The 21,842-nt window shown below is 74.6% G+C and carries 23 protein-coding genes; 17 read left to right on the top strand and 6 right to left on the bottom strand.

Going from position 1 to position 21,842, the window contains the following annotated elements:
- Positions 1–383: 383 nt before the first annotated feature.
- Positions 384–788: a cytochrome c oxidase subunit 4 gene (locus HLV61_RS08295; RefSeq protein ID WP_369254197.1), complete on the bottom strand. Its 405-nt coding sequence runs from the start codon at positions 786–788 to the stop codon at positions 384–386.
- Positions 789–842: 54 nt separating this feature from the next.
- Entirely contained in the window at positions 843–1,715 is an 873-nt protein-coding gene (gene ctaC, locus HLV61_RS08290) for an aa3-type cytochrome oxidase subunit II (protein WP_369254195.1), read from the bottom strand.
- A gap of 255 nt (positions 1,716–1,970) precedes the next feature.
- On the opposite strand from ctaC, the gene HLV61_RS08285 reads away from it, so the two are divergent.
- From HLV61_RS08285 to asnB, 3 genes are read left to right on the top strand one after another with little or no spacing between them, the layout of a single operon-like run.
- A complete protein-coding gene (locus HLV61_RS08285) occupies positions 1,971–2,336 on the top strand; it encodes a metalloprotease (RefSeq protein WP_369254193.1) in 366 nt (121 codons plus the stop codon).
- Between the two features lie 31 nt (positions 2,337–2,367).
- Positions 2,368–2,673 carry a DUF3817 domain-containing protein gene (locus HLV61_RS08280; protein WP_369254191.1) on the top strand — a complete coding sequence of 102 codons (306 nt, stop codon included), beginning with the start codon at positions 2,368–2,370 and terminating at the stop codon, positions 2,671–2,673.
- 56 nt (positions 2,674–2,729) lie between these two features.
- Positions 2,730–4,664, top strand: a complete 1,935-nt coding sequence (asnB, locus tag HLV61_RS08275) for an asparagine synthase (glutamine-hydrolyzing) (protein ID WP_369254189.1) — start codon at positions 2,730–2,732, stop codon at positions 4,662–4,664.
- A 69-nt stretch (positions 4,665–4,733) separates the two neighbouring features.
- On the opposite strand, the gene HLV61_RS08270 is transcribed toward asnB, so the two are convergent.
- A complete protein-coding gene (locus HLV61_RS08270) occupies positions 4,734–5,090 on the bottom strand; it encodes a HesB/IscA family protein (protein WP_369254187.1) in 357 nt (118 codons plus the stop codon).
- A 155-nt stretch (positions 5,091–5,245) separates the two neighbouring features.
- On the opposite strand from HLV61_RS08270, the gene HLV61_RS08265 reads away from it, so the two are divergent.
- Positions 5,246–5,857 (top strand): DUF3043 domain-containing protein, encoded by a 612-nt coding sequence (locus tag HLV61_RS08265; protein WP_369254185.1) that lies wholly within the window; start codon positions 5,246–5,248, stop codon positions 5,855–5,857.
- A gap of 31 nt (positions 5,858–5,888) precedes the next feature.
- Positions 5,889–6,872, top strand: coding sequence for an aldo/keto reductase family protein (locus tag HLV61_RS08260; protein WP_369254183.1), 984 nt, complete (start codon positions 5,889–5,891; stop codon positions 6,870–6,872).
- Positions 6,873–6,922: 50 nt separating this feature from the next.
- Here HLV61_RS08260 and HLV61_RS08255 read toward each other — a convergent pair whose 3' ends face one another.
- Complete coding sequence (locus HLV61_RS08255) at positions 6,923–7,135, bottom strand: hypothetical protein (RefSeq protein ID WP_369254181.1); 213 nt, start codon at positions 7,133–7,135, stop codon at positions 6,923–6,925.
- Between the two features lie 138 nt (positions 7,136–7,273).
- On the opposite strand from HLV61_RS08255, the gene HLV61_RS08250 reads away from it, so the two are divergent.
- The 4 genes from HLV61_RS08250 to HLV61_RS08235 are packed head-to-tail and all read left to right on the top strand — an operon-like array spanning position 7,274 to position 9,658.
- Complete coding sequence (locus HLV61_RS08250; protein WP_369254179.1) at positions 7,274–7,714, top strand: phage holin family protein; 441 nt, start codon at positions 7,274–7,276, stop codon at positions 7,712–7,714.
- Positions 7,711–8,217: a DUF3618 domain-containing protein gene (locus HLV61_RS08245; RefSeq protein WP_369254177.1), complete on the top strand. Its 507-nt coding sequence runs from the start codon at positions 7,711–7,713 to the stop codon at positions 8,215–8,217. Before HLV61_RS08250 ends, HLV61_RS08245 begins: the two co-directional genes overlap by 4 nt.
- The gene (locus tag HLV61_RS08240; RefSeq protein ID WP_093580201.1) at positions 8,214–8,492 is read left to right on the top strand and encodes a DUF4235 domain-containing protein; all 279 of its coding nucleotides are present in this window, start codon (positions 8,214–8,216) and stop codon (positions 8,490–8,492) included. The genes HLV61_RS08245 and HLV61_RS08240 overlap by 4 nt, the downstream gene beginning before the upstream one ends.
- A gap of 29 nt (positions 8,493–8,521) precedes the next feature.
- Positions 8,522–9,658 carry a YihY/virulence factor BrkB family protein gene (locus HLV61_RS08235; protein WP_369254175.1) on the top strand — a complete coding sequence of 379 codons (1,137 nt, stop codon included), beginning with the start codon at positions 8,522–8,524 and terminating at the stop codon, positions 9,656–9,658.
- Between the two features lie 11 nt (positions 9,659–9,669).
- Here the strand turns inward: HLV61_RS08235 and gcvT are convergent, their stop codons facing one another.
- Positions 9,670–10,779, bottom strand: coding sequence for a glycine cleavage system aminomethyltransferase GcvT (gene gcvT, locus HLV61_RS08230; RefSeq protein ID WP_369254173.1), 1,110 nt, complete (start codon positions 10,777–10,779; stop codon positions 9,670–9,672).
- Positions 10,780–10,880: 101 nt separating this feature from the next.
- Between gcvT and HLV61_RS08225 the strand changes: the two genes are divergently transcribed.
- The 4 genes from HLV61_RS08225 (at position 10,881) to HLV61_RS08210 (ending at position 16,880) form a co-directional block, all read left to right on the top strand.
- Positions 10,881–12,392 carry a leucyl aminopeptidase gene (locus HLV61_RS08225; protein WP_369254171.1) on the top strand — a complete coding sequence of 504 codons (1,512 nt, stop codon included), beginning with the start codon at positions 10,881–10,883 and terminating at the stop codon, positions 12,390–12,392.
- A gap of 141 nt (positions 12,393–12,533) precedes the next feature.
- On the top strand, positions 12,534–13,913 hold the full coding sequence (gene lpdA, locus HLV61_RS08220) for a dihydrolipoyl dehydrogenase (protein ID WP_369254169.1): 1,380 nt from the start codon (positions 12,534–12,536) through the stop codon (positions 13,911–13,913).
- 54 nt (positions 13,914–13,967) lie between these two features.
- Positions 13,968–15,896 (top strand): 2-oxoglutarate dehydrogenase, E2 component, dihydrolipoamide succinyltransferase, encoded by a 1,929-nt coding sequence (gene sucB, locus HLV61_RS08215; protein WP_369254167.1) that lies wholly within the window; start codon positions 13,968–13,970, stop codon positions 15,894–15,896.
- Between the two features lie 72 nt (positions 15,897–15,968).
- The gene (locus tag HLV61_RS08210) at positions 15,969–16,880 is read left to right on the top strand and encodes a TIGR01777 family oxidoreductase (RefSeq protein WP_369254165.1); all 912 of its coding nucleotides are present in this window, start codon (positions 15,969–15,971) and stop codon (positions 16,878–16,880) included.
- A gap of 28 nt (positions 16,881–16,908) precedes the next feature.
- Here the strand turns inward: HLV61_RS08210 and HLV61_RS08205 are convergent, their stop codons facing one another.
- Positions 16,909–18,639, bottom strand: coding sequence for a serine/threonine-protein kinase (locus HLV61_RS08205; RefSeq protein ID WP_369254163.1), 1,731 nt, complete (start codon positions 18,637–18,639; stop codon positions 16,909–16,911).
- A 119-nt stretch (positions 18,640–18,758) separates the two neighbouring features.
- Here HLV61_RS08205 and HLV61_RS08200 point away from each other — a divergent pair, with 119 nt between their 5' ends.
- From HLV61_RS08200 to HLV61_RS08185, 4 genes are read left to right on the top strand one after another with little or no spacing between them, the layout of a single operon-like run.
- The gene (locus HLV61_RS08200) at positions 18,759–20,018 is read left to right on the top strand and encodes an NAD(P)/FAD-dependent oxidoreductase (protein WP_369254161.1); all 1,260 of its coding nucleotides are present in this window, start codon (positions 18,759–18,761) and stop codon (positions 20,016–20,018) included.
- Positions 20,018–20,764 carry a Type 1 glutamine amidotransferase-like domain-containing protein gene (locus HLV61_RS08195; protein WP_369254159.1) on the top strand — a complete coding sequence of 249 codons (747 nt, stop codon included), beginning with the start codon at positions 20,018–20,020 and terminating at the stop codon, positions 20,762–20,764. The genes HLV61_RS08200 and HLV61_RS08195 overlap by 1 nt, the downstream gene beginning before the upstream one ends.
- A 10-nt stretch (positions 20,765–20,774) precedes the next feature.
- Positions 20,775–21,434, top strand: a complete 660-nt coding sequence (gene lipB, locus HLV61_RS08190) for a lipoyl(octanoyl) transferase LipB (RefSeq protein ID WP_369254157.1) — start codon at positions 20,775–20,777, stop codon at positions 21,432–21,434.
- Between the two features lie 21 nt (positions 21,435–21,455).
- Positions 21,456–21,839 (top strand): PPOX class F420-dependent oxidoreductase, encoded by a 384-nt coding sequence (locus tag HLV61_RS08185; protein ID WP_369254155.1) that lies wholly within the window; start codon positions 21,456–21,458, stop codon positions 21,837–21,839.
- The last annotated feature ends 3 nt before the right edge of the window (positions 21,840–21,842 follow it).

Below are 21,842 nucleotides of genomic sequence, written 5' to 3'. Positions count from 1 at the left end.
CACACCTCGAGCAGCCACCCACGCGCGGTGCTCACGCCGTCGGCTGGTCACGGCAGCGCACTCGTCCGGTCCGGCTCCGCTCCCCGGACCACCTCCTGGGCCGTACGTCGTCCCAGGGGTTCACGCGCCTGCCGGCGTCCCGGCCCCTGCAGCGGCTCCTGCAGCAGCTCCTGACGACCGGGACTCCTGCCCGCGTCAACCGGGGTCCGGCGCCGGTGCGGCGGCGCCTGGACGTCCTCCAGCGGCCGGCTCGATGAACGGGCAGCCAGGGCGTCTGCGTGCGGGATCGCCCAGGGGCCGGAGCGGACCGCCGTCAGCCCTCCTGTGGACGCACGAGGGCCCCTCCCGCAGGTGCAGGAGGGGCCCTCGTCAGCTCGGGGACGTCAGCTGGACTGCGCGTTCTGCCCCGTGTAGTACTCGAACAGCAGGCCACCGACGGTGACCAGGACGCTGACGACGCCCAGCAGGATCAGCCAGTCGTACCAGAACGCCAGGCCCAGGCCGGTGACCGCGGCGGCCGACGCCAGGGCGAACGGCCAGTAGCTCGCCGGGCTGAAGAACCCCAGCTCACCGGCGCCCTCGGCGATCTCGGCGTCCTTGCGGTCCTCGGGGCGGGCGTCGATGCGCCGCGCGACGAACCAGAAGAAGCCGCCGATCAGACCGCAGAGCCCGCCGGAGAGGATCAGCGCCGTGGTGCCGATCGGCTCACGGGACCAGACGCCATACACGGCTGCGGTGATGATGCAGAAGACCGCGATGAGGTTGAAGATGAGCGCCTCGACCTTCACGGTCGTCCTCCCTGCGCAGCGTCGGTGCGGTGGTGGTGGATGCCGGCGGTCACGTCAGTCGGCCGCACGCTGGTAGTAGCCGTCGCCGACGCGGAACGGCCGGGTGGTCGTCGCCTCGCCCTCCTGGCCGATGCTCTCCAGCGCCTCGCGGGTGCTCTGGCCCTGCTCGCGGGCCGCCAGGTAGGAGTCGTAGTCGTCGGCGCTGACCACGCGGACCTCGAAGTTCATGTACGCGTGGTAGCTCCCGCACAGCTCGGCGCACCGGCCCACGTAGGAGCCCTCCTCGTTCGGGTGCACCTCGAAGACGTTGTCCCGGCCGTTCTCGTTGCCCGGGATGACGTCGAGCTTGAAGAGGAACTCCGGCACCCAGAAGGAGTGGATGACGTCGGCGGAGGCGACCTCGAACCGGACGTCCTGGTCCACCGGGATCACCAGGATCGGGATCTCGTCGGTCGCGCCGACGGTGTTCACCGGCTCACCGTCCGGGCCGGTGGTGTCGGGGTAGACGAACTGCCAGTTCCACTTGAACGCGTTGACCGCGATCGTCGTGTCGGGGTCGTCGCTGCGCTCCTGCACGTCGTTCTGCACCGTGACGGTGAAGAAGAACAGGCCCGCGATGATGATGAACGGGAAGATCGAGTACGCGATCTCCAGCGGCAGGTTGTAGGCCGTCTGCCGCGGGAGGTCGTCGCCCTTCTTCCGGTGCATGATCACCGACCAGACGATCAGGCCCCACACGATGAACCCGATGACCAGGGCGGCGATCACCGAGCCGGTCCACAGCTGGCGGACCCCGGTGGCCTCCTCGGTGACGCCCTCGGGGAAGCCGAAGCGCCAGAACTCGTTGTTCAGGTCGCACCCGGTGAGGGTGAGCACCCCCAGGAGACCGAGCGCGGCGACCCGCGCGAGCCTGCTGCGTCGAGCCACTGCTCGCTGCCTCCTCGTCCTCCGTCCGGGGGACCCCGGACGGTTCTCCGGCGCGTCCGGCAGCGGGTGTCCCGCGCCGGCTGGTGCGCCGACCACAGTCTGGGCCGAGACTAGCCGACCCCGCACGGCGGCCGAGCACCGGAGAGCAGGGACCGGCGGGTCGGGCGGGGCGGCCGGGACACCGGTGACCGGGCGGTCCGTGGGGCTCCTCACCGTGGCACCTCCCCGTCCGCGCGGGCGGTTAGAGTCAGGACCGTGTGGACGCGGCTGCTGACCCCCCGATGGGTCCTGCTGCACCTGCTGGTCGCGGTGCTGTTCGTCGCCACCTTCCTCCTCGGCTACTGGCAGCTGACCAAGGCCGAGAACGGCGGCGGCGCGGTCAACTGGAGCTACGCGCTGCAGTGGCCGCTCTACGGGTTCATGGGCCTGTGGTTCTACGTCCGCATGGTCCGCGTCGAGCTCAACCGCCACCCCGACGAGGAGGAGCCCAGCTCCGCCGTCGTCCTCTACCAGCGGCCGCGGGTCGACACCACCGGCGACCCGGAGCTGGCCGCGTACAACGCCTACCTCGCCGAGCTGAACGAGAAGGCACTGGGACAGCGGGGTCCGGGTGGCCGCTGAGCGCGCCGCGCGCCCGGCCACCGACCGTGGCGTGCCCGCCGCCCTGACCCGCTACCGCGTCCTCGCCCACGTCGTCGGCGTGATGCTCCTGCTGCTGGTGCTGGTCGCCATGCCGCTGAAGTACCTCGCCGACGTCCCCGGCCCGGTGGCGGTCATCGGCCCCGCGCACGGTTTCCTCTACGCCGTCTACCTGCTGACGGCCTTCGACCTGGCCCTGCGCGCCCGCTGGAGCGCCAAGGGCACCGTCCTGGTGCTGCTGGCGGGGACGATCCCCTTCCTCTCCTTCGTCGCCGAGCGCTGGGTCACCCGACGCACCCGCGCCGGCGAGCGGGTCTGACGCCCGACGTCGGTCCCACCCCGCACCGCCTCTCGACCCCGGAGGACCCCCGCCCCATGTGTGGCCTGCTCGCCTACCTGTCCACCGACGCGCCCCGGGTCGCCGAGGCCCACGTCGACGACGTCCGGGAGGCGCTGCACTGCCTGCACCACCGCGGTCCGGACGACACCGCGGTCTGGTCCGACGACCACGTCGTCCTCGGCTTCAACCGGCTGTCGATCATCGACGTCGAGGGCAGCCCGCAGCCGCTCCCCTACGCCGGGGACCGCTACCGGATCCTCTTCAACGGCGAGATCTACAACTACGTCGAGCTGCGCGAGGAGCTGCAGGCGGCCGGCGCCCGGCTGGCCACGCACGGCGACACCGAGACGATCGTCGCCGGCTACCACCTCTGGGGCCAGGACGTCGTCCGGCGGCTGCGCGGGATGTTCTCCTTCGTCATCTGGGACACCCACACCCGGACCGCCTTCGGCGCCCGTGACCCCTTCGGCATCAAGCCGCTGTTCACCGCGCGCCTCGCCGACGGCGGCCTGGTCTTCAGCTCGGAGAAGAAGGCGCTGCTGCAGCTGCTCGGCGGCAGCGCGGCCGCGGGCGGCGTCGACCCCGCGTCGCTGCAGCACTACCTGACGCTGCAGTACGTGCCGGAGCCCGCGACGCTGCACCGGGGCATCCGCCGGATCCAGAGCGGCACCAGCTTCACCGTCGTCGACGGCGAGCTGGCCACCGCCCGCTACTTCCACCCCGCGTGGACGCCGCGTCCGGTGCCGGCCGGCGGTGAGCAGGAGCTCTACGAGCGCATCGCCGACGTCCTCGACGAGTCGGTGGCCAAGCACATGCGCGCCGACGTCACGGTCGGGTCGTTCCTGTCCAGCGGCATCGACTCGACGGCGATCGCCGCGCTCGCGCACCGCCACAACCCCGACCTCATGACCTTCACGGTCGGCTTCCAGCGGCAGGCGCAGTCGGAGATCGAGATCGCGGCGGAGTCGGCGTCGATCCTCGGCGTCAAGCACGTGCCGGTGGAGGTGACCGCCGAGGAGTTCGCGGCGGCCATCCCCGAGGTGGTCTGGTACCTCGACGACCCGGTCGCCGACCCCGCGCTCGTGCCGCTGTACTTCGTGGCCCGCGAGGCGCGCAAGCACGTGAAGGTGGTGCTCTCCGGCGAGGGCGCCGACGAGCTGTTCGGCGGCTACACGATCTACCGCGAGCCGATCAGCCTGGCCTGGGCCTCGACGCTGCCGCCGGCCGGCCGCCGCGCGATGGCCCGCATCGCCGACCTGCTGCCCGAGGGCGTCCGCGGCCAGGACCTGCTGCGGCGGGCCTCCACCCCGCTGGAGCAGCGGTACTACGGCAACGCCCGGAACATGCGCGACGACGAGCTGGCCGCGCTGCTGCCCGGCCGCGACCCCGACCTCTCGCACGTCTCGGTCACCGAGGCGCTGTACCGGCAGACCCGCGAGGCCGGCTACGACGACGTGACGGCCATGCAGTACGTGGACCTGTTCACCTGGCTGCGCGGCGACATCCTGGTCAAGGCCGACAAGATGACGATGGCCAACTCCCTCGAGCTGCGCGTGCCGTTCCTCGACCCCGAGGTGTTCGCCATCGCGAGCTCCCTGCCGGTCGAGCAGCGGGTCCCGCGCCGCGGGGACGCCACCAAGTACGCGCTGCGCCAGGCGATGCGCCAGATCGTGCCGCCGCGGATCATGAACCGGCGCAAGCTCGGCTTCCCCGTGCCGACTGCGGAGTTCCTCGCCGGCCCGCTGCACGAGTGGGCCCGCGGCATCGTGACCGACAGCCAGACCGGGCAGTGGCTGGACCGCGACGTCGTCCTCGGCCTGCTCGACCGGCTGCGCGCCGAGGAGGTGCCGAGCAAGCGGGTCGCCCGTCAGCTGTGGTCGGTGCTGGTCTTCATGGTGTGGCACGGGATCTTCGTCGAGGACCGGATCGTCGTCGACGTCCCGGAGACGGTGTACCCGGTCCGGCTGTAGTCCCCCGGAACGCCGAACGGCGCCCGCCCCGGATGGGGACGGGCGCCGTTCCGCGTCAGGCGGTGGAGCTCAGGAGAACGAGTCCCCGCAGGCGCAGGAGCCCTGCGCGTTCGGGTTGTCGATCGTGAAGCCCTGCTTCTCGATGGTGTCGACGAAGTCGATCACCGCGCCGCCCAGGTACGGGCCGCTCATCCGGTCCACGATGACCTCGACGCCACCGAACTCGTAGGTCTGGTCGCCGTCGAGGAACCGCTCGTCGAAGAAGAGCTGGTAGCGCAGGCCGGAACAGCCACCGGGCTGGACGGCGATGCGCAGACGCAGGTCGTCACGGCCCTCCTGGTCCAGCAGCGTCTTGACCTTCGACGCCGCCGGCTCGCTGAGCAGCACGCCGGTGCTGCCGGCGGTCTGGGTGTCCTGCACCGTCATGTGTTGTCCTCCCACATCCGAGGGCGTCCGTTGCGGCACTCCCTGCAGCGGACCAACAGCGCCGGAGTCGACGCTGTTCCATGGCCGGGGACAACTGTACGGCGCGAGCGCGCGAGGACCAGTCCCCCGCGGGGACGCACGTAGACTCCCCGGTCGTGAAGCTCCGCCTGCCCGGGCGCCGGACCCCCGCCGCCGAGACCGCCCCGGACACCGCTGCCGACCTGACCCCCCAGCTGGTGAAGGCCGGCGGCAAGGGCCGTCCGACGCCCCGGCGCTCCGAGGCGCAGGGCCGCCGTCCGGGTCCGCCCCCGCCGCCGCCGACCACGCGCAAGGAGGCCTACGCCCGCCAGCGCCAGCAGCAGGCCGAGCGCCGGGCCGACACCCGGGCGGGCATGGCGCGGGGCGACGACTCCTACCTCCCGGCGCGCGACCGCGGCCCGGTGCGCAAGCTCGTGCGCGACCTCGTCGACACCCGCCGCAACGCCGGCAGCTTCTTCCTGCCGGTGGCCGCGCTGGTCCTGGTCGGGTACTTCATCCCCAACCCGGCGGTGCAGAACTACACGGTCTTCGTCTGGTTCCTCTTCTTCCTGGTGATCATCGTCGACTCGGTGTTCCTGGGCCGGCGGATCTCCCGGACGGTGCGGCAGCGCTTCCCCGAGCAGCCGCACCGGATGAAGTCGCTGACCTGGTACGGCATCAGCCGGGCCACGATGATCCGCCGGTGGCGCTTCCCGAAGCCCGAGGTGGCGATGGGCGCCGAGGTGTGAGGTCGGGCGTCTCGCCCTAGCGTCGGGGCACGTGGAGTACCGACGCCTCGGCCGTTCCGGCCTGACCATCTCCGAGATCGCCTATGGCAACTGGCTCACCCACGGTGGCCAGGTCGAGGAGGACGCCGCGCAGGCCTGCGTGCGCGCCGCCCTCGACGCCGGCATCACCACCTTCGACACCGCCGACGTCTACGCCGGGACCCGTGCCGAGTCCGTGCTCGGCCGCGCCCTGGCCGGCCAGCGCCGCGAGGGCCTGGAGATCTTCACCAAGGTCTACTGGCCCACCGGCCCCGGCCCCAACGACCGCGGTCTGGGGCGCAAGCACGTCACCGAGAGCTGTGAGGCATCGCTGCGGCGGCTGCAGACCGACCACATCGACCTCTACCAGGCGCACCGCTACGACGCGACGGTGCCGCTGGAGGAGACGATGACCGCCTTCGCCGACCTCGTCCGGGCCGGCAAGGTGCTCTACATCGGGGTCTCGGAGTGGCGCGCGGACGAGATCGCCGCCGGTGCCGCCCTCGCCCGCGAGCTCGGGATCCAGCTCATCAGCAACCAGCCGCAGTACTCGATGCTGTGGCGGGTGATCGAGGACGAGGTCGTCCCGACGTCGGAGCGCGAGGGCGTCTCGCAGATCGTCTGGTCGCCGCTGGCCCAGGGCGTGCTCACCGGCAAGTACCTCCCCGGCGAGCAGCCGCCGGCCGGCAGCCGCGCCACCGACCCGGAGGCCGGGCGCTTCATCCGCCGGTTCATGGCCGACGACGTCCTCGCGCGCGTGCAGGACCTGCGGCCGGTCGCCGACGACCTCGGCCTGTCGATGGCGCAGCTCGCCGTCGCGTGGGTGCTGCGGAACGAGAACGTGGCCGCGGCGATCATCGGGGCCACCCGGCCCGAGCAGGTGCACGACAACGTCGAGGCCGCCGGCGTCCGCCTCGAGGACGACGTCATGGCGCGCATCGACGAGGTGCTCGGCGACGTCGTCGAGCGCGACCCGGAGAAGACGGCGCGCGGCTGACCCTGGGGCCCGGTCCGGACCTCGACCTCCAGTCGAGGTCCGGACCCGGTTCAGGCCGGGGCGAGGCCCATCGGGCCGTACGCCCGGGTGTCGCCGTCGAACAGGCTCACCTGGGCCACGCCGCGGGCCAGCAGGTCACGCCAGTTCTCCCCCAGCCAGGACTCGGCGTCGCCCTGGTTGTCCGCGGGCGGCACCTCGACGCCCAGGACGGCCGGGTCCAGGGTCGCGCCGTCCGAATCCTCGAGCCGCCACGTCCAGGTCATGGCCGCGAGGGTAGTGACGTCGGCCTCCCCGTGCCCCGCGCTCCGCGCCGTGTCCGGTGTGTGACCACCCGCCGGGTTAAGCGGGCGATCATCGGGGGCACAGGAGGTCATCGACCGTTCCACTTGCTCGGAGGACCGATGACCGTGCCCACCACGGGGGGCGCCTCGCGCGCCACCCCACCGCCCCCGACCACCGAGGACTCCTCGACCGGGCAGCTGATCAGCCAGCTGACCGAGCAGGTCTCCCGCCTGGTCCGGGACGAGGCCCGCCTCGCTCAGGCCGAGATGACGCAGAAGGCCAAGCGCCTCGGCGTGGGTGCCGGCCTGTTCGGCGGCGCCGGCCTGTTCGGCTTCCTCGGCCTGTGCGTGCTGGTCGCCACCGCCGTCCTCGCCCTCGACGTCGTCCTGCCGGCCTGGCTGGCGGCGCTGATCGTGGCCGTCGTGCTGTTCGCCGTCGCCGGGGTCCTGGCCCTGGTCGGCAAGAAGGACGTGCAGAAGGGGTCGCCGCCGGTGCCCACCGAGGCCATCGCCAGCACGAAGGCCGACATCGCGACCGTGAAGGAGAACGCGCGCCGATGAGTACCCCCTCCGGGAGCTCCCGTCCCGACGACGCCGCACGCGCCGACGCCGCGCGCACCGACGCGGCGGCCGGCGAGACCAACGGCCCCACCGACCCCGACGCCATCAAGGCCGAGATCGAGGCGACCCGCGAGCAGCTGGGCCGCACCGTCGACGAGCTGAGCCACCGCCTCGACGTCCCGGCCCGGGCCAAGGAAGGCGCGGCCCGCGCGAAGGACACCGCGGTGGAGACCTACCGCGAGAGCCCGCCGGCCGTCGCGGGCGCCGGTGCCGGCCTGCTCGGCCTGATCGGGCTCGTGGTGTGGCGGCGGCGCCGCAAGCGCCGTCGCGCCGCAGCCGCCGTCACCGGGAACAGCGCCGCGCTGGCCCAGGCGCGGGCGGAGGCACGGGTGGCCCGCAAGAAGGCCGCGCGGGAGGCGGCGCGGGCGCGCAAGGCGGTGGCCCGCAACGCCCAGCGGAGCAGGAAGAGGACGCGCAAGGCCACGAGGAAGGTGCGCAAGTGAGCGGCAGCAAGGGCGCCAAGCTGGTCTACCGCCCGGTCGGCCTGATCGGCGGCGTCCTCGCCGGCGTGGTCTCCGGCGCGATCTTCAAGCAGGTCTGGAAGCGGGTCTCCGGTGAGGACGACGCCCCCGACGCGCTGCAGAGCGAGTACGGCATGCGCGAGGTGGTCCTCGCCGCCGCGATCCAGGGCGCGCTGTTCGCCGCGACGAAGGCGGCGATCGACCGGGCAGGGGCGCGCGGCTTCACCAAGCTGACCGGCAGCTGGCCGGGCGACTGACGCGAGGACGACGGGACAGGGGGCCGGGCATGTCAGGGACCAGGCAGCGCGACAGCGCGGTCGACCGGATCCGGGAACGGGTCGAGGAGAAGGCGGCCCGGCGGGCCGCCGCCCGGGAGGCGGCGGAGCGGGCCGAGCGCGGGGAGCAGGCCGCCGACCCCGGCAGGGTCCCGCCCGGCGGCCCGGGTCACGCGGAGCTGCCCGGCGTGCACGCCGAGGCGCCCACGCAGATCCCGGCACGCGGCTGGAAGCAGATCGTCAAGCGCGCGTGGGCCGAGAACAACGCCGACAACATGCCGATCATCGCCGGCGGCGTCGCGTTCTTCGCCTTCCTGGCGATCTTCCCGGCGCTGATCGCGACGATCTCCATCTACGGCCTCGTGGCCTCGCCGGAGACGGTCGAGCGCCAGATCACCGAGCTGTCGGGGCAGCTGCCGGAGAGCGCGGCCGACCTCATCGGCGACCAGCTGACCTCGATCACCCAGAACAGCGGCGGGGCGCTGTCGGTCTCGCTGGCCATCTCGGTGCTCGGCGCGCTGTGGTCGGCCTCGGGCGGGACGGGGAACCTCCTCACGGCGGTCAACATCGCCTACGACGAGGTCGAGACCCGCTCGTTCATCAAGCGCAAGGCGCTGGCCCTCGGGCTGACGCTCGGCGCGATCGTGTTCGTCCTCGTGACCTTCGCCCTGGTCGCGGTCGTGCCGGCGGTGCTCGACATGCTGCCGCTGGGCGTCGTGGGCAGCGTCCTGGCGCAGGTGCTGCGGTGGGTGCTGCTGCTCGGCGTCTTCGCCGGGTCGCTGGCCGTCCTGTACCGGGTCGCTCCCGACCGCGACGCCCCGCAGCTGAAGTGGGTGAGCCTGGGCGCCATCTTCGTCACCGTCATCTGGGCGCTGGTCAGCCTGGGCTTCAGCTTCTACGTCAACAACTTCGGGTCCTACGACAAGACCTACGGGACCATCGCCGGCGTCATCGTCCTGATGCTCTGGCTGTACCTGACCTGCTACCTGGTCCTGCTCGGTGCAGAGATCAACTCTGAGTCCGAGCACCAGACGGCCGAGGACACCACCGAGGGCCCTCCGGTGCCGATGGGCCAGCGCAACGCCACCATGGCCGACGAGCTGCCCGACCCGCCGGAGCCGACCAAGGAGTCACACCCGAAGCAGTAGGGGTCTGCGCCTCAGCGCACGTGCGAGGGCACGAACGGCGGCCTGACCACCTCGACCGGCTGCGGGCGTCCCCGGACGTCGACGGCGAGCTCGCCGCCCTCGGCGACGCCGGCAGCGGTGTCGAGCAGGGCCAGCGCGATGCCGGTGCGCAGGGTCGGCGAGAAGGTGCCGCTGGTGACCTCGCCGACCCGCGCGCCGGTCCCGTCCAGGACGGCCATCCCGGGACGCGGGATGCCCCGGCCGGGCGCCCGCAGGCCCCACAGCAGCCGCGCCGGGCCGGCCTCCTTCTCGGCGCGCAGCGCCTCGCGCCCCCAGAACGCGGGCTTGCCCCAGCCCACCGCCCATCCGCTGCGCGCCTGGTTCGGCGTGACCTGCCGGGACAGCTCGTGGCCGTGCAGCGGATAGCCCATCTCGGTGCGCAGCGTGTCGCGCGCCCCCAGGCCGCAGGGCCGGATGCCGGCGGCGGCGCCGGCCTCGAGCAGCCGGTCCCACAGCGCACCGGCCTCGTCGGCGGCGACGAGGAGCTCGTAGCCGTGCTCGCCGGTGTAGCCGGTGCGGCAGACGGTGACCTCCCGCCCCTGCCCGCCCGCGAAGGCCATGTAGGACAGGTCGGCGACCAGCCCCGCGACCTCCAGGACGGCGGCCGAGCGCGGCCCCTGGACGGCGAGGACGGCGACCTCCTCGTGCCGGTCGGTCACCGTCACCCCCGCCGGCGCCGCGGCGGCCAGCCGGCCGAGGACCTCGGCCGCGTTGGCCGCGTTGGGCACCAGCAGCACGTCGTCGGGACCGTGCAGGTAGACGATCAGGTCGTCGACCACACCGCCCGCGTCGGCCTCGCCGTCGGGGACGCAGCACAGCGTGTACTGCGCCTGGCCGGGACCGATGCGGCCCAGGTCGTTGGTGAGGCAGGCGTCGACCAGGGCGGCGGCACCGGCGCCGCGCACGGTGCCGGTGCCCAGGTGCGAGACGTCGAACAGGCCGGCCGCCTCGCGCACGGCGGCGTGCTCGGCCAGCACCCCGCCGCCGGCGTACTCGATCGGCATCGACCAGCCGCCGAAGTCGGCCAGCTTGGCGCCCGCCGCGACGTGGCGGTCGTGCAGGGGCGAGGTCCGCGCGGTCACCCGCGCACGCTATCCGTCGACGTGCGGGGACGGCCCCGGTGCGGGGGCCCGCGCCAGCGTGCGAGGGAGGGGGCGCACGGGGGTCCTTCTAGGATCGAGCGGTGCCGCCGACGATCACCGCCACCGACCGCCCGCTCGAGAAGACCCCCGCCGACGCCGTCGTCGTCGGCATCGGGAAGGGCGCCTCGGGCCCGCTGCCCACGCCAGGTGCGGAGGCCGTGGACCGGCTCCTGGGCGGCCGGCTGCTCCCCGCGCTGGCCGACCTCGGCGCGCGCGGCGGCCAGGACGAGGTCACCCGCGTGGCCACCCTCGGGCAGGGGCCGTTCCCCGTGGTCGCCGCCGTCGGGCTCGGCACTCCCGAGGCCACCGGCGGGTACTCCTCCGAGACGGTCCGCCGTGCCGCGGGCGCGGCCAGCCGCGCACTGACCGGGCGCAGCTCGGTGGTGACGCTGCTGGCCGCCGTCGGCGGGACGCCGGACGCCGAGCGGCTGCACGCCGTCGGCGAGGGGGCGCTGCTGGGCGCCTACGAGTTCACCGAGTACAAGTCCGACCTGCCGGCGGACCGGCCCGCGCCACCGCGCGAGTTCACCGTCGTCGTCCCCGACGCCGGTGCGGCCAAGGCCCCGCTGGCGCGGGTCCGCGCCGTCGTCGAGGCCGTCACGCTGGTGCGCGACCTGGTCAACACCCCGCCCAACGACCTGTACCCGGCCGAGCTGGCCGCCCGCGGTGCCGCCGCGGGCAAGGCGGCCGGTCTGTCGGTCGAGGTGCTCGACGAGGACGACCTCGTGGCCGGCGGCTACGGCGGCGTCCTGGCCGTCGGCAGCGGCTCCGCCCGTGGCCCGCGCCTGCTGCGGCTGAGCTACAGCGGCAGGAAGGCGCAGAAGAAGGTCGCCCTGGTCGGCAAGGGCATCACCTTCGACAGCGGCGGCCTGTCGATCAAGCCCGCCGCGAACATGCACCACATGACCAGCGACATGGCGGGCGCCGCCGCCGTGATCGCCACCGTCTGCCTGGTCGCCCGGCTCGGCCTGCCCGTCGAGGTCACGGCCACCGTGCCGATCGCGGAGAACCTGCCCAGCGGCACCGCCTACCGGCCGGCCGACGTGGTGACCTTCCGCAACGGCAAGAAGGCCGAGATCACCAACACCGACGCCGAGGGCCGCGTGGTCCTGGCCGACGCGATCGCCCGCGCGGCCGAGGACTCCCCCGACCTCCTGCTCGAGACCTCGACGCTCACCGGCGCGCAGCTGGTCGCGCTGGGCTCGCGCACCGCCGGCGTCATGGGCAGCGACGACCTGCGCGACGCCGTCGTCGCGGCCAGCCGGCGCAGCGGCGAGCCGATGTGGCCGATGCCCATGCCGGAGGAGCTGCGGCGCGGCATCGACTCCCCCGTCGCCGACTTCGTCAACGCCAACGCCGACCGCATGGGCGGGATGCTGGTCGGGGCGCACTTCCTCGCCGAGTTCGTGCCCGCGGGCCTGCCGTGGGCGCACATCGACATCGCCGGCCCGAGCTACAACACCGGGTCGCCCTGGGGCTACACGCCCAAGGGCGGCACCGGGGTGCCGGTCCGGACCCTGCTGGCGACCATCGAGGACCTGCTCGCCCGCTGACCGCCCGCGCGGCCGGGACACCCGGCCGCGCACGGCGCGCAGCCGCCCTCGACTCCCCGCGTTCCGCGGAGTGGCAGGATGGACGCGGACCATCCCCCACCCGTTCGGGCGGGGCAGGCCGAGAGCATCGAGGAGCACGTCGTGAGCGCACCCACCACCCCCGCCGACCTGGTCATCCTCGGTGGTGGCTCGGGTGGCTACGCCGCCGCGCTGCGGGCCGCCGAGCTCGGTCTGTCGGTCGTCCTGATCGAGAAGGACAAGGTCGGCGGCACCTGCCTGCACCGCGGGTGCATCCCGACCAAGGCCCTGCTGCACAGCGGTGAGATCGCCGACCAGGCCCGCGAGGGCGAGCAGTTCGGCGTCAAGACCTCGCTGGCCGGCATCGACATGGACGGCGTCAACGCCTACAAGGACGGCGTCGTCTCGCGGCTGTACAAGGGCCTGCAGGGCCTGATCAAGAGCCGCAAGATCACCTACGTCGAGGGCGAGGGCCGGCTGGTCTCCCCCACCGCGGTGGCGGTGGGCGGCCAGACCTACGAGGGCCGCCACGTCCTGCTGGCCACCGGGTCCTACTCGCGCAGCATCCCGGGCGTCGAGCTCGACGGCGTCCGCGTCATCGACAGCGAGCAGGCGCTGCAGCTCGACCGCGTCCCGACGTCGGCGATCGTCCTGGGCGGCGGCGTGATCGGCTGCGAGTTCGCCAGCGCCTGGAAGTCCTTCGGCGTCGACGTCACGATCATCGAGGGCCTCAAGCACCTCGTGCCGCTGGAGGACGAGAGCTCCTCCAAGCTCCTGGAGCGCGCGTTCCGCCGCCGGAAGATCGGCTTCGAGCTGGGCAACCTGGTGTCCTCCGTCGAGCACACCGAGAACGGCGTGAAGGTCAGCCTGCAGAACGGCAAGGACTTCGAGGCCGAGATCGTCCTGGTCGCCGTCGGCCGCGGCCCGGTCAGCCAGGGCCTCGGCTACGAGGAGGCCGGCGTCACGATGGACCGCGGCTACGTCCTCGTCGACGAGTACTGCCAGACCAACGTCCCGACCATCTCCGCCGTCGGCGACCTGATCCCCACGCTCCAGCTCGCCCACGTCGGGTTCGGCGAGGGCATCCTCGTCGCCGAGCGCCTGGCCGGTCTCCCCGTCGTCCCGATCGACTACGCGGGCGTCCCGCGCGTCACCTACTCCGAGCCCGAGGTCGCCTCGGTCGGCCTGACCGAGGTCCAGGCCCGCGAGAAGTACGGCGAGGTCGAGACCCTCGTCTACGACCTGGGCGGCAACGGCCGCAGCCAGATCCTCAAGACGCAGGGCGCGGTCAAGCTGATCCGCGAGAAGGACGGCCCGGTCGTCGGCGTGCACATGGTCGGCAGCCGGGTGGGCGAGCTCATCGCCGAGGCCCAGCTGATCTTCAACTGGGAGGCGCTGCCCGACGAGGTCGCCGCGCTCATCCACCCGCACCCCACGCAGAGCGAGGCGCTCGGCGAGGCCCACCTGGCCCTGGCCGGCAAGCCGCTGCACGCCCACGGCTGACCGCGTCCGGTCCGCCCTCCCCCACCCGCGCCACCACGAAGGAGCCCCGCCCCGATGCCGACCTCCGTCACCATGCCCGCCCTGGGCGAGAGCGTCACCGAGGGCACGGTCACCCGATGGTTGAAGCAGGAGGGTGAGCAGGTCGAGGTCGACGAGCCACTCCTCGAGGTCTCGACCGACAAGGTCGACACCGAGATCCCCTCGCCCGCCGCGGGCGTGCTCACCAGGATCCTCGTGTCCGAGGACGAGACCGTCGAGGTCGGCGCCGAGCTCGCGGTGATCGGCGGGGGCGACGACGGCGGGGACGGCGGCAGTGGGGACGCGGGCGCCCCCGCGTCGGCCGACGACGCCACCACCCCGCAGACGCCGGCCGACCAGGTGGAGGACGCCGGCCCCGGCCCGTCCGAGGAGCCGGCGCCCGCGCCGGCCGCCGAGGCGCCCGCCTCCGACGGTCAGAGCGGCCAGGGCGGCGACGGTGGCGGTCGAGGCGCTGAGGGGACGCCGGTGACCATGCCGGCGCTCGGCGAGAGCGTCACCGAGGGCACCGTCACCCGCTGGCTCAAGGCGGTCGGTGACGAGGTGGCCGCGGACGAGCCGCTGCTCGAGGTCTCCACCGACAAGGTCGACACCGAGATCCCGGCGCCGGTGTCGGGGACGCTCCTGTCGATCAGTGTCAACGAGGACGAGACGGTCGAGGTCGGCGCGCAGCTCGCCGTGATCGGCTCCGGTGCGGCCGGTGGCGCCTCCCCTGTCGCGGCTGCTCCGGCGCCCGCCCCGCAGCAGGCCCCGGCTCCCGAGCCGGGGCCGCGCCAGGAGCAGCAGCCCGCGTCGCAGCCGCCGGGCGCGCCGCCGTCGGTGCCCGCCGGCGCCGACTACGGCTCCGGTGAGGCCGAGACCGTCCGGGCGCAGCAGGACAACCAGCCCTCCCAGCCCTCGCGGACCGAGGCGCCGGCCCAGGCGCCGGCCCAGGCGTCGGCCCAGGCGTCGGCGCAGGCTCCCGCGCCGAGCGCCGCCCCGGCCGACGGCTCGGGCACCTACGTGACCCCGCTCGTGCGCCGCCTGGCCACCGAGCACGGCGTGGACCTGTCCACCGTCACCGGCACCGGGGTCGGCGGGCGGATCCGCAAGCAGGACGTGCTCGCCGCCGCCGAGTCCGCCGCGCCGGCCGCCGCTCCGGCTGCGGCCGCCGCTCCCGCGCCGGCCGCGACCACCGGTCGTCCCGCGACGCCGTCCCCGGCGGCCCGGCCCGACACCTCGCTGCGCGGGCGCACGGAGAAGATGTCCCGCCTGCGTGGGGTCATCGCCCGGCGGATGGTCGAGTCGCTGGCCATCAGCGCGCAGCTGACCACCGTGGTCGAGGTCGACGTCACCCGCATCGCCAAGCTGCGCGACCGGGCCAAGCGGGACTTCGAGGCCCGCGAGGGCGTGAAGCTGTCCTTCCTGCCGTTCTTCGCCAAGGCGGCCGTCGAGGCGCTCAAGGCCCACCCGGCCGTGAACTCCTCGGTGGACATGGAGGCCGGCACGGTCACCTACCACGACGCGGAGAACCTCGGCGTCGCCGTCGACACCGAGCGCGGCCTGCTCGTCCCGGTCATCCACGGCGCCGGTGACCTGAGCATCGGCGGGCTCGCCCGCAAGATCTCCGACCTGGCCGAGCGGACCCGGCTCAACAAGGTCACGCCGGACGAGCTCGGTGGCGGCACCTTCACGCTCACCAACACCGGCAGCCGCGGCGCGCTGTTCGACACGCCGATCATCAACCAGCCCCAGGTGGCGATCCTGGGCACCGGCACCGTGGTCAAGCGGCCCGTCGTCGTCCAGGACCCCGACCTCGGCGAGGTCATCGCGGTGCGGTCGATGATCTTCCTGGCCCTCACCTACGACCACCGGATCGTCGACGGTGCCGACGCCGCGCGCTTCCTCGGCACGGTGAAGGAGCGGCTCGAGGCAGGGCAGTTCGAGGGCGAGCTCGGCCTGAGCTGACGTCTCCCGGTCGGGTCCCGGCGCGGTGCGCCGGGGCCCGACGTCGTACTGGGCAGGGGGACGAGGAGGGTCATGAAGATCGCGATCACCGGGGCCTCCGGCCTCATCGGGTCGACGCTGGTCCCGGCACTGCTCGCCGACGGGCACGAGGTCATCCGGCTGGTCCGCCGCACCCCCCGCACCGCCGACGAGCACCGCTGGGACCCGCAGCACCGGCGGATCGACCCGGCGGTGCTGCGCGACGTCGACGCGGTGGTGAACCTCGCCGGCACGCCGATCCGCCCCCGGCCGTTCACCGCGGCCTACCGGCGCGACCTGCTCACCAGCCGGCTGGACAGCACGGCGACCGTCAGCGAGGCGCTGGCCGCCGCGGCTGCGGCCGACCCCGCGCGCCGGCGGGTGCTGGTGTCGGCGTCGGCGGTCGGCTACTACGGCGACACCGGCGACCGGGTCGTGGAGGAGGACGCCCCACCCGGGGACGACTTCCTCGCCCGCGTCTGCGTGCAGTGGGAGGAGGCCACCCGGCCCGCCTCCGACGCCGGGATCCGGGTGGTCACCGTGCGGACCGGCCTGGTCATCGGGCGGGGCGCCATGCTGGTGCGGATCCTCGGCACCGTCTTCCGGTTCGGCCTCGGCGGCCGCATGGGGTCGGGACGGCAGTTCTGGCCCTGGGTGAGCCTGGCCGACGAGATCAGCGCCCTCCAGTTCCTGCTCACGGCCGACGAGGTGTCCGGCCCGGTGAACCTCACCGGCCCCGAGCCGGTGCGCAACAGCGAGTTCGTCCGTGACCTGGCCCGCGCCGTCCGGCGCCCGGCGGTGCTCCCGGTCCCCGCTCCGGCCATCCGGCTCGCCCTCGGGGAGTTCGGTCGCTCCAGCGTCCTGGCGGGGCAGCGCGCCGTGCCCGCGCGGCTGCAGGCCGCCGGCTACCGGTTCCGTCACGGAGACCTGCCCACCGCGCTGCGAGAGGCGCTCGGCCGCAACTGACGGTGCCGCCGCTGACGGTGTGGCGGGCTCACGCCAGCCGTCCCGCGCTCCCGATCCGCCAGCCCCCGGGCCCCGGTACCAGCACCATCTCCACGGCGGCCTCGCCCCGGCCGGGCTCGGTGCGCAGCGGCGGGCCGTCCGGAGCCGTCGCGGACACGACCGCGCACTCCGGCCGGCTGTCGACCAACCGCACCTGCACCGGCCCGTCGCCGGACGTCCCGGCGGTCACCGTCACCGCCGACACCGACGGGGCGAAGCCGCGCAGCACCTCACCGGCCGCGGTGAGCGCCTGCAGGTAGGCGCGGTCAGCGGCCAGCAGCGGGCTGTCGGCCGTGTAGACCTCCCCGAGCAGCGCCACGTCCCCTGTCGTGAAGGCCCGAGCCCGGCGTGCGTAGAGCTCCGTGAGGACGGCGGTCCAGTCGACGGCATCGGCCGGCGCGGGTGCCGGGCTCGAGGTCGGCGACGGCGGAGGGGGTGTGGGCGGGATCGGAACCGGAGTCGCAGCCGGGGTCGCAGCCGGTGTCGGGGTCGCCGGTGCGGAGGCCGTCGGCTGCTCTCTGGCCACGGCGCCGCTCGTCGCCGCCGGGACCGCTCCCCCACCCGGACCCGACCGTGTCAACGCCAGCCCGAGCGCGATCGCGCCCAGCACCAGGGCCGTGACCGCGATCCCGGCGGCGGCCCGCCGCACCAGGTGTCCGGCCGGCTGCCACGACCGGCCGGAGCGGACGCGCACCTCCGGAGGCGCTGCGCGGCGGTGCCGCCCGGGCACCTGGTGGGTGAGCTCGGTCCGGGGCCCTCGGCCGGTCCGGGCGAGATCGGCGTCCGGGATCCCCGGGGTGGGGAGCCGCACGGGTTCCGGCCGGCAGGCGTGCCGCAGGTCCAGCGCGAACGCCGCGGCCGACCCCCGGGCGTGCGGATCGGCCGCCAGACCGCGGGCGACGACATCCAGCAGCGCCGGTGGCGCGCCGGGTGCGAGCCCGGCGAGGTCGGGCAGCTCGCCCGTGGCGGCGACGGCGAGGGTGTCGGCGGGCGTGGCGGCGTTCCACGGCGGGACGCCGGTGAGCGCGTGGAAGGCGGCCGCGGCGACGCCGAAGACGTCGGAGGCCGGCCCCGGTGCGCCGCCGCGCGCGACGGCGGGGTCGACGTACGCGGGCGTCACCTCTCCGGCGGCGTCCTCCCCCAGCACCCGGGCGACGCCGAGGTCGGTGAGCACGGGGCGGCCCTCGGCGGTGAAGACGACGTTGCCCGGGGACAGGTCGCCGTGGACGACGCCCTGCTCGTGCGCGCACGCCAGGGCCGCGGCCACCGGGGCCAGCGCGGTCACCACCTCCCCGGGACGCAGCCGCCCGCGCCGGGCGAGCAGCGCGGCCAGGCTGCCGCCCTCGAGCAGGTCGAGCACCAGAGCGACCCGGGCCGGGCCGCCGCGCCGGGGCTGGTGCACCACCTCGTGCAGCCGCACCAGGTGCGGGTGGTCGAGGGCACCGAGGAGCGCCGCCTCGCGCGCCTGGCGGTCGCCGTCGCCCGCGACGAGGAGCTTGACGGCCACGGGCGCGCCGCCGTCCCGCGGGCGGGCCCGCCAGACCTCCCCGGACCCGCCGCGGCCGAGCAGCCGCTCGAGGCGGTAGCCGGGTACGACGGGCGGCACCGGCGAGGCCTCGGCATCAGCGTCGGCATCAGCAGCGGCATCAGCAGCGGCATCGGCATCGGGATGGAGAGGAGCGTCCGCGGGCACGTCGCTGGGGTCGGGAGAGGCGGGCACGGCGGGGACCGTAGGCGGTCCGGCGCCGCCGCCGCTCCGGTCGTCCACAGGCGCGGAGGGCGTCCACAGGCCCGGTGCCGGACGAGTGCGCGCGGCCGGGTGCGCCTAGGTTCGGAGCCATGCCGCTGCCCGCCCGTGCCGAGGTCGTCGTCGTCGGTGCGGGTCTGGCCGGCCTGTCGGTGGCGACCCGGCTGGCCGCCGCGGGCTGCGACGTGCACGTCCTGGAGGCCTCCGCGCACGCGGGTGGCCGGCTGGCCACCGAGCAGGTCGACGGGTTCGTCGTCGACCGGGGCTTCCAGGTGTTCAACACCGGCTACCCGCGCGCGGCCGACCTGGACCTGCCCGCCCTCGACCTCGGGTTCTTCACGCCGGGAGCCGTGGTGCGGGTCGGGGAGCGGGCGCACCGGGTGGCCGACCCCCGTCGTCGGCCGTCGGCGCTGGCGGACACCCTGCGCGCACCGATCGGCTCCCTGCCGCACAAGGTGGCCATCGCCGCCTTCTCCGCGCGGGCCGGGTACTGGCCGGTCCCCCGCCTGCTCGCCGCCCGGGAGACCTCGGCGGCCGCCCACCTGGAGGAGGCGGGCGTCGGGGAGGTGGCGCTCGAGCGATTCTTCGGTCCGTTCCTCGCCGGGGTGCTGCTCGAGGACCGGCTCGAGACCTCCAGCCGCTACCTCGACCTGCTCTGGCGCAGCTTCGCCCGCGGCGGGACGGCCCTGCCGGCGCGGGGCATCCAGGCGATCGGCGAGCAGCTGGCCGCGCGGGTCGGGGAGGGCCGCGTGCACCACCGCGTGCGCGTCACCGCGGTCTCCGGGACCTCGGTGGACAGCGACGCCGGCCGGGTGCGCGCGGACGCCGTCGTCGTGGCCACCGACCCGGGCACCGCCGCCGACCTCGTCCCGGCCGTCGAGGCCAGCGCTCCCCGGCAGGTGACGACGCACTACCACGTGCTGCCGGCCTCGCCCTGGACCGAGCCGCTCGTCGTCCTCGGGACACCCGGGGGCCGTCTGGTCAACAGCGTGGTGCTGAGCGACGCGCAGCCCGCCTACTCCCCCGACGGCCGCGCCCTGGTGGCCAGCAGCACGCTCGCCCCGACGCGGGAGGCCGAGGTGCGCGAGGAGGTGGCCCGGCTGCACGACGTCGCGACGGGCGACCTCGGGCACCTGACCACGGTGACGGTCACCGGCGCGCAGCCGGCCGCGCTGCCCCCGCTGCGGCACCGCCGTGCAGTCGACCTCGGTGGCGGCCTGTACGTCTGCGGCGACCACCGGGACACCCCGTCGATCCAGGGAGCGATGGCCAGCGGCCGGCGCACCGCCGCGGCCGTGCTGCGGGCCCTGCAGTCGACCACCCGGTCCGACGACCGCACGGGCGCAGCCTGATGCCCGCGACGTCGCCGACCATCCTGGCCACCAGCATCGGCTTCGACTCCCGCGGCCGCGGTCCCTACGACTGGGCGCCGGGGCCGGTGTTCGACCTGGCCGTCGAGCTGGCCGGGGCGCCGGAGCGGCCGCGGCTGTGCCACCTCGGCACCGCGACCGGCGACGATCCGGTCCGCATCGCCGGCGTCTACGGCGCGTTCGCCGGCAGCCGGGTGCAGGTCAGCCACCTGAGCCTGTTCCCGATGCCGACCGTCCCCGACCTGCGGGCCCACCTGCTCGCGCAGGACGTCGTCTGGGTCGGCGGCGGCAGCGTGGCGAACCTGCTGGCCGTCTGGCGCGTGCACGGCCTCGACGAGGTGCTCGCGGAGTGCTGGCGGGCCGGGGTGGTGCTCGGCGGGGTCTCCGCGGGATCGCTGTGCTGGCACGTCGGCGGCACCACCGACTCCTACGGCCCCGACCTGCGGCCGGTCACCGACGGCCTGGGGCTCATCCCGACGTCCAACGGCGTCCACCACGACTCCGAGGCCCAGCGGCGGCCGCTGTACCACCGGCTGGTCGCCGACGCACGCTCCCGGCCGGCCACGCCACCGACGACGGCGCAGGCCTCCTCTACCGTGGCACCCAACTCGTCGAGGCCGTCGCCGACCGGCCGGGCGCGGGCGCCTACCGGGTCGAGCGCGGCCCCGACGGCACCGCCGTGGAGACCCGCATCGAGCCGCGGCGGCTCCGCTGAGCACCGGGCCTAGGCTGGGCACCGTGACCGAGTTGCACGTCGTCCGGGCCGGCACCGTCCCCTACGAGGAGGCGTGGGCGCGCCAGCGGGAGGTCCACGCCGCCCGGGTCGCCGGGGAGGGCCCGGACACGCTGCTGCTGCTCGAGCACCCGTCGGTCTACACGGCCGGCCGGCGCACCGAGCCGCACGAGCGCCCGTTCGACGGCACTCCGGTCGTCGACGTCGACCGCGGCGGCAAGATCACCTGGCACGGTCCCGGTCAGCTGGTCGGCTACCCGATCGTCGCGCTGCCCGACCCGGTCGACGTCGTGGCGCACGTGCGCCGCCTCGAGGACGCGCTCATGCAGGTCTGCGGCTCCCTCGGCGTCGACACCCGGCGGGTCGAGGGGCGCAGCGGGGTCTGGCTTCCCGCCGACCCGCCCGGACCGGACAGCCGGTTCCGGCCGGAGCGCAAGATCGCCGCGATCGGCGTGCGGGTCGCCCGGGGCGTGACCATGCACGGCTTCGCCCTCAACTGCGACCCCGACCTCGGCGCGTTCGGCGCGATCGTCCCGTGCGGCATCGCCGACGCCGGCGTCACCTCGCTGTCCGCCGAGCTGGGCCGCGACGTCCCCGTCGCCGAGGTGATCGACGCGGTCGAGGCCGCGGTGCGGCGGGTCCTCACGCTCGCGCCGGCCGCCTGACCTGACCGGTCGATCGACGACGTGGCCGACCTCCCGCGCAGCACCTACGTCAGCCTGACCACCTTCCGTCGCACCGGCGTCCCCGTGGCCACCCCGGTGTGGGCAGCGCCCGACGGCGACTCCCTCGTCGTCTGGGCCCGCGCCGACTCCGGCAAGGTCGAGCGGCTGCGGCACACCGCCCGGGTCAGCGTGTCACCGTGCGAGGTGCGCGGCCGGGTGCGCGGTCCCGCCGTCGAGGCGACCGCGGGCTTCGTCGACCGCGCCGACCGGCCGCGGGCGCTCGCCGCGCTCCGCCGGACCCACGGCCGGCGGTTCCGGCTCGGCTACGTCACCTCGCGGCAGTGGTCGCGGCTGACGATGCCGGGCACCGAGCGGCACGAGCTCCTCCGGATCCGCCCCTCCTGACCG

The sequence above is a fragment of the Geodermatophilus amargosae genome, from assembly GCF_041028265.1.
GTDB classification, from domain to species: Bacteria; Actinomycetota; Actinomycetes; order Mycobacteriales; family Geodermatophilaceae; genus Geodermatophilus; species Geodermatophilus amargosae_A.
The sequence above is the reverse complement of the archived record's forward strand: the minus strand, read 5'-3'. Positions and strand labels throughout refer to the sequence as shown.

Bases quoted from the DNA above. Each gene is read 5' to 3' on its own strand.
- asnB (WP_369254189.1), top strand. From the start codon at position 2,730: ATGTGTGGCCTGCTCGCCTACCTGTCCACCGACGCGCCCCGGGTCGCC.
- HLV61_RS08270 (WP_369254187.1), bottom strand. From the start codon at position 5,090: ATGACGGTGCAGGACACCCAGACCGCCGGCAGCACCGGCGTGCTGCTC.
- HLV61_RS08255 (WP_369254181.1), bottom strand. From the start codon at position 7,135: ATGACCTGGACGTGGCGGCTCGAGGATTCGGACGGCGCGACCCTGGAC.
- HLV61_RS08250 (WP_369254179.1), top strand. From the start codon at position 7,274: ATGACCGTGCCCACCACGGGGGGCGCCTCGCGCGCCACCCCACCGCCC.
- HLV61_RS08245 (WP_369254177.1), top strand. From the start codon at position 7,711: ATGAGTACCCCCTCCGGGAGCTCCCGTCCCGACGACGCCGCACGCGCC.
- HLV61_RS08235 (WP_369254175.1), top strand. From the start codon at position 8,522: ATGTCAGGGACCAGGCAGCGCGACAGCGCGGTCGACCGGATCCGGGAA.
- sucB (WP_369254167.1), top strand. From the start codon at position 13,968: ATGCCGACCTCCGTCACCATGCCCGCCCTGGGCGAGAGCGTCACCGAG.
- HLV61_RS08210 (WP_369254165.1), top strand. From the start codon at position 15,969: ATGAAGATCGCGATCACCGGGGCCTCCGGCCTCATCGGGTCGACGCTG.
- HLV61_RS08200 (WP_369254161.1), top strand. From the start codon at position 18,759: ATGCCGCTGCCCGCCCGTGCCGAGGTCGTCGTCGTCGGTGCGGGTCTG.
- HLV61_RS08195 (WP_369254159.1), top strand. From the start codon at position 20,018: ATGCCCGCGACGTCGCCGACCATCCTGGCCACCAGCATCGGCTTCGAC.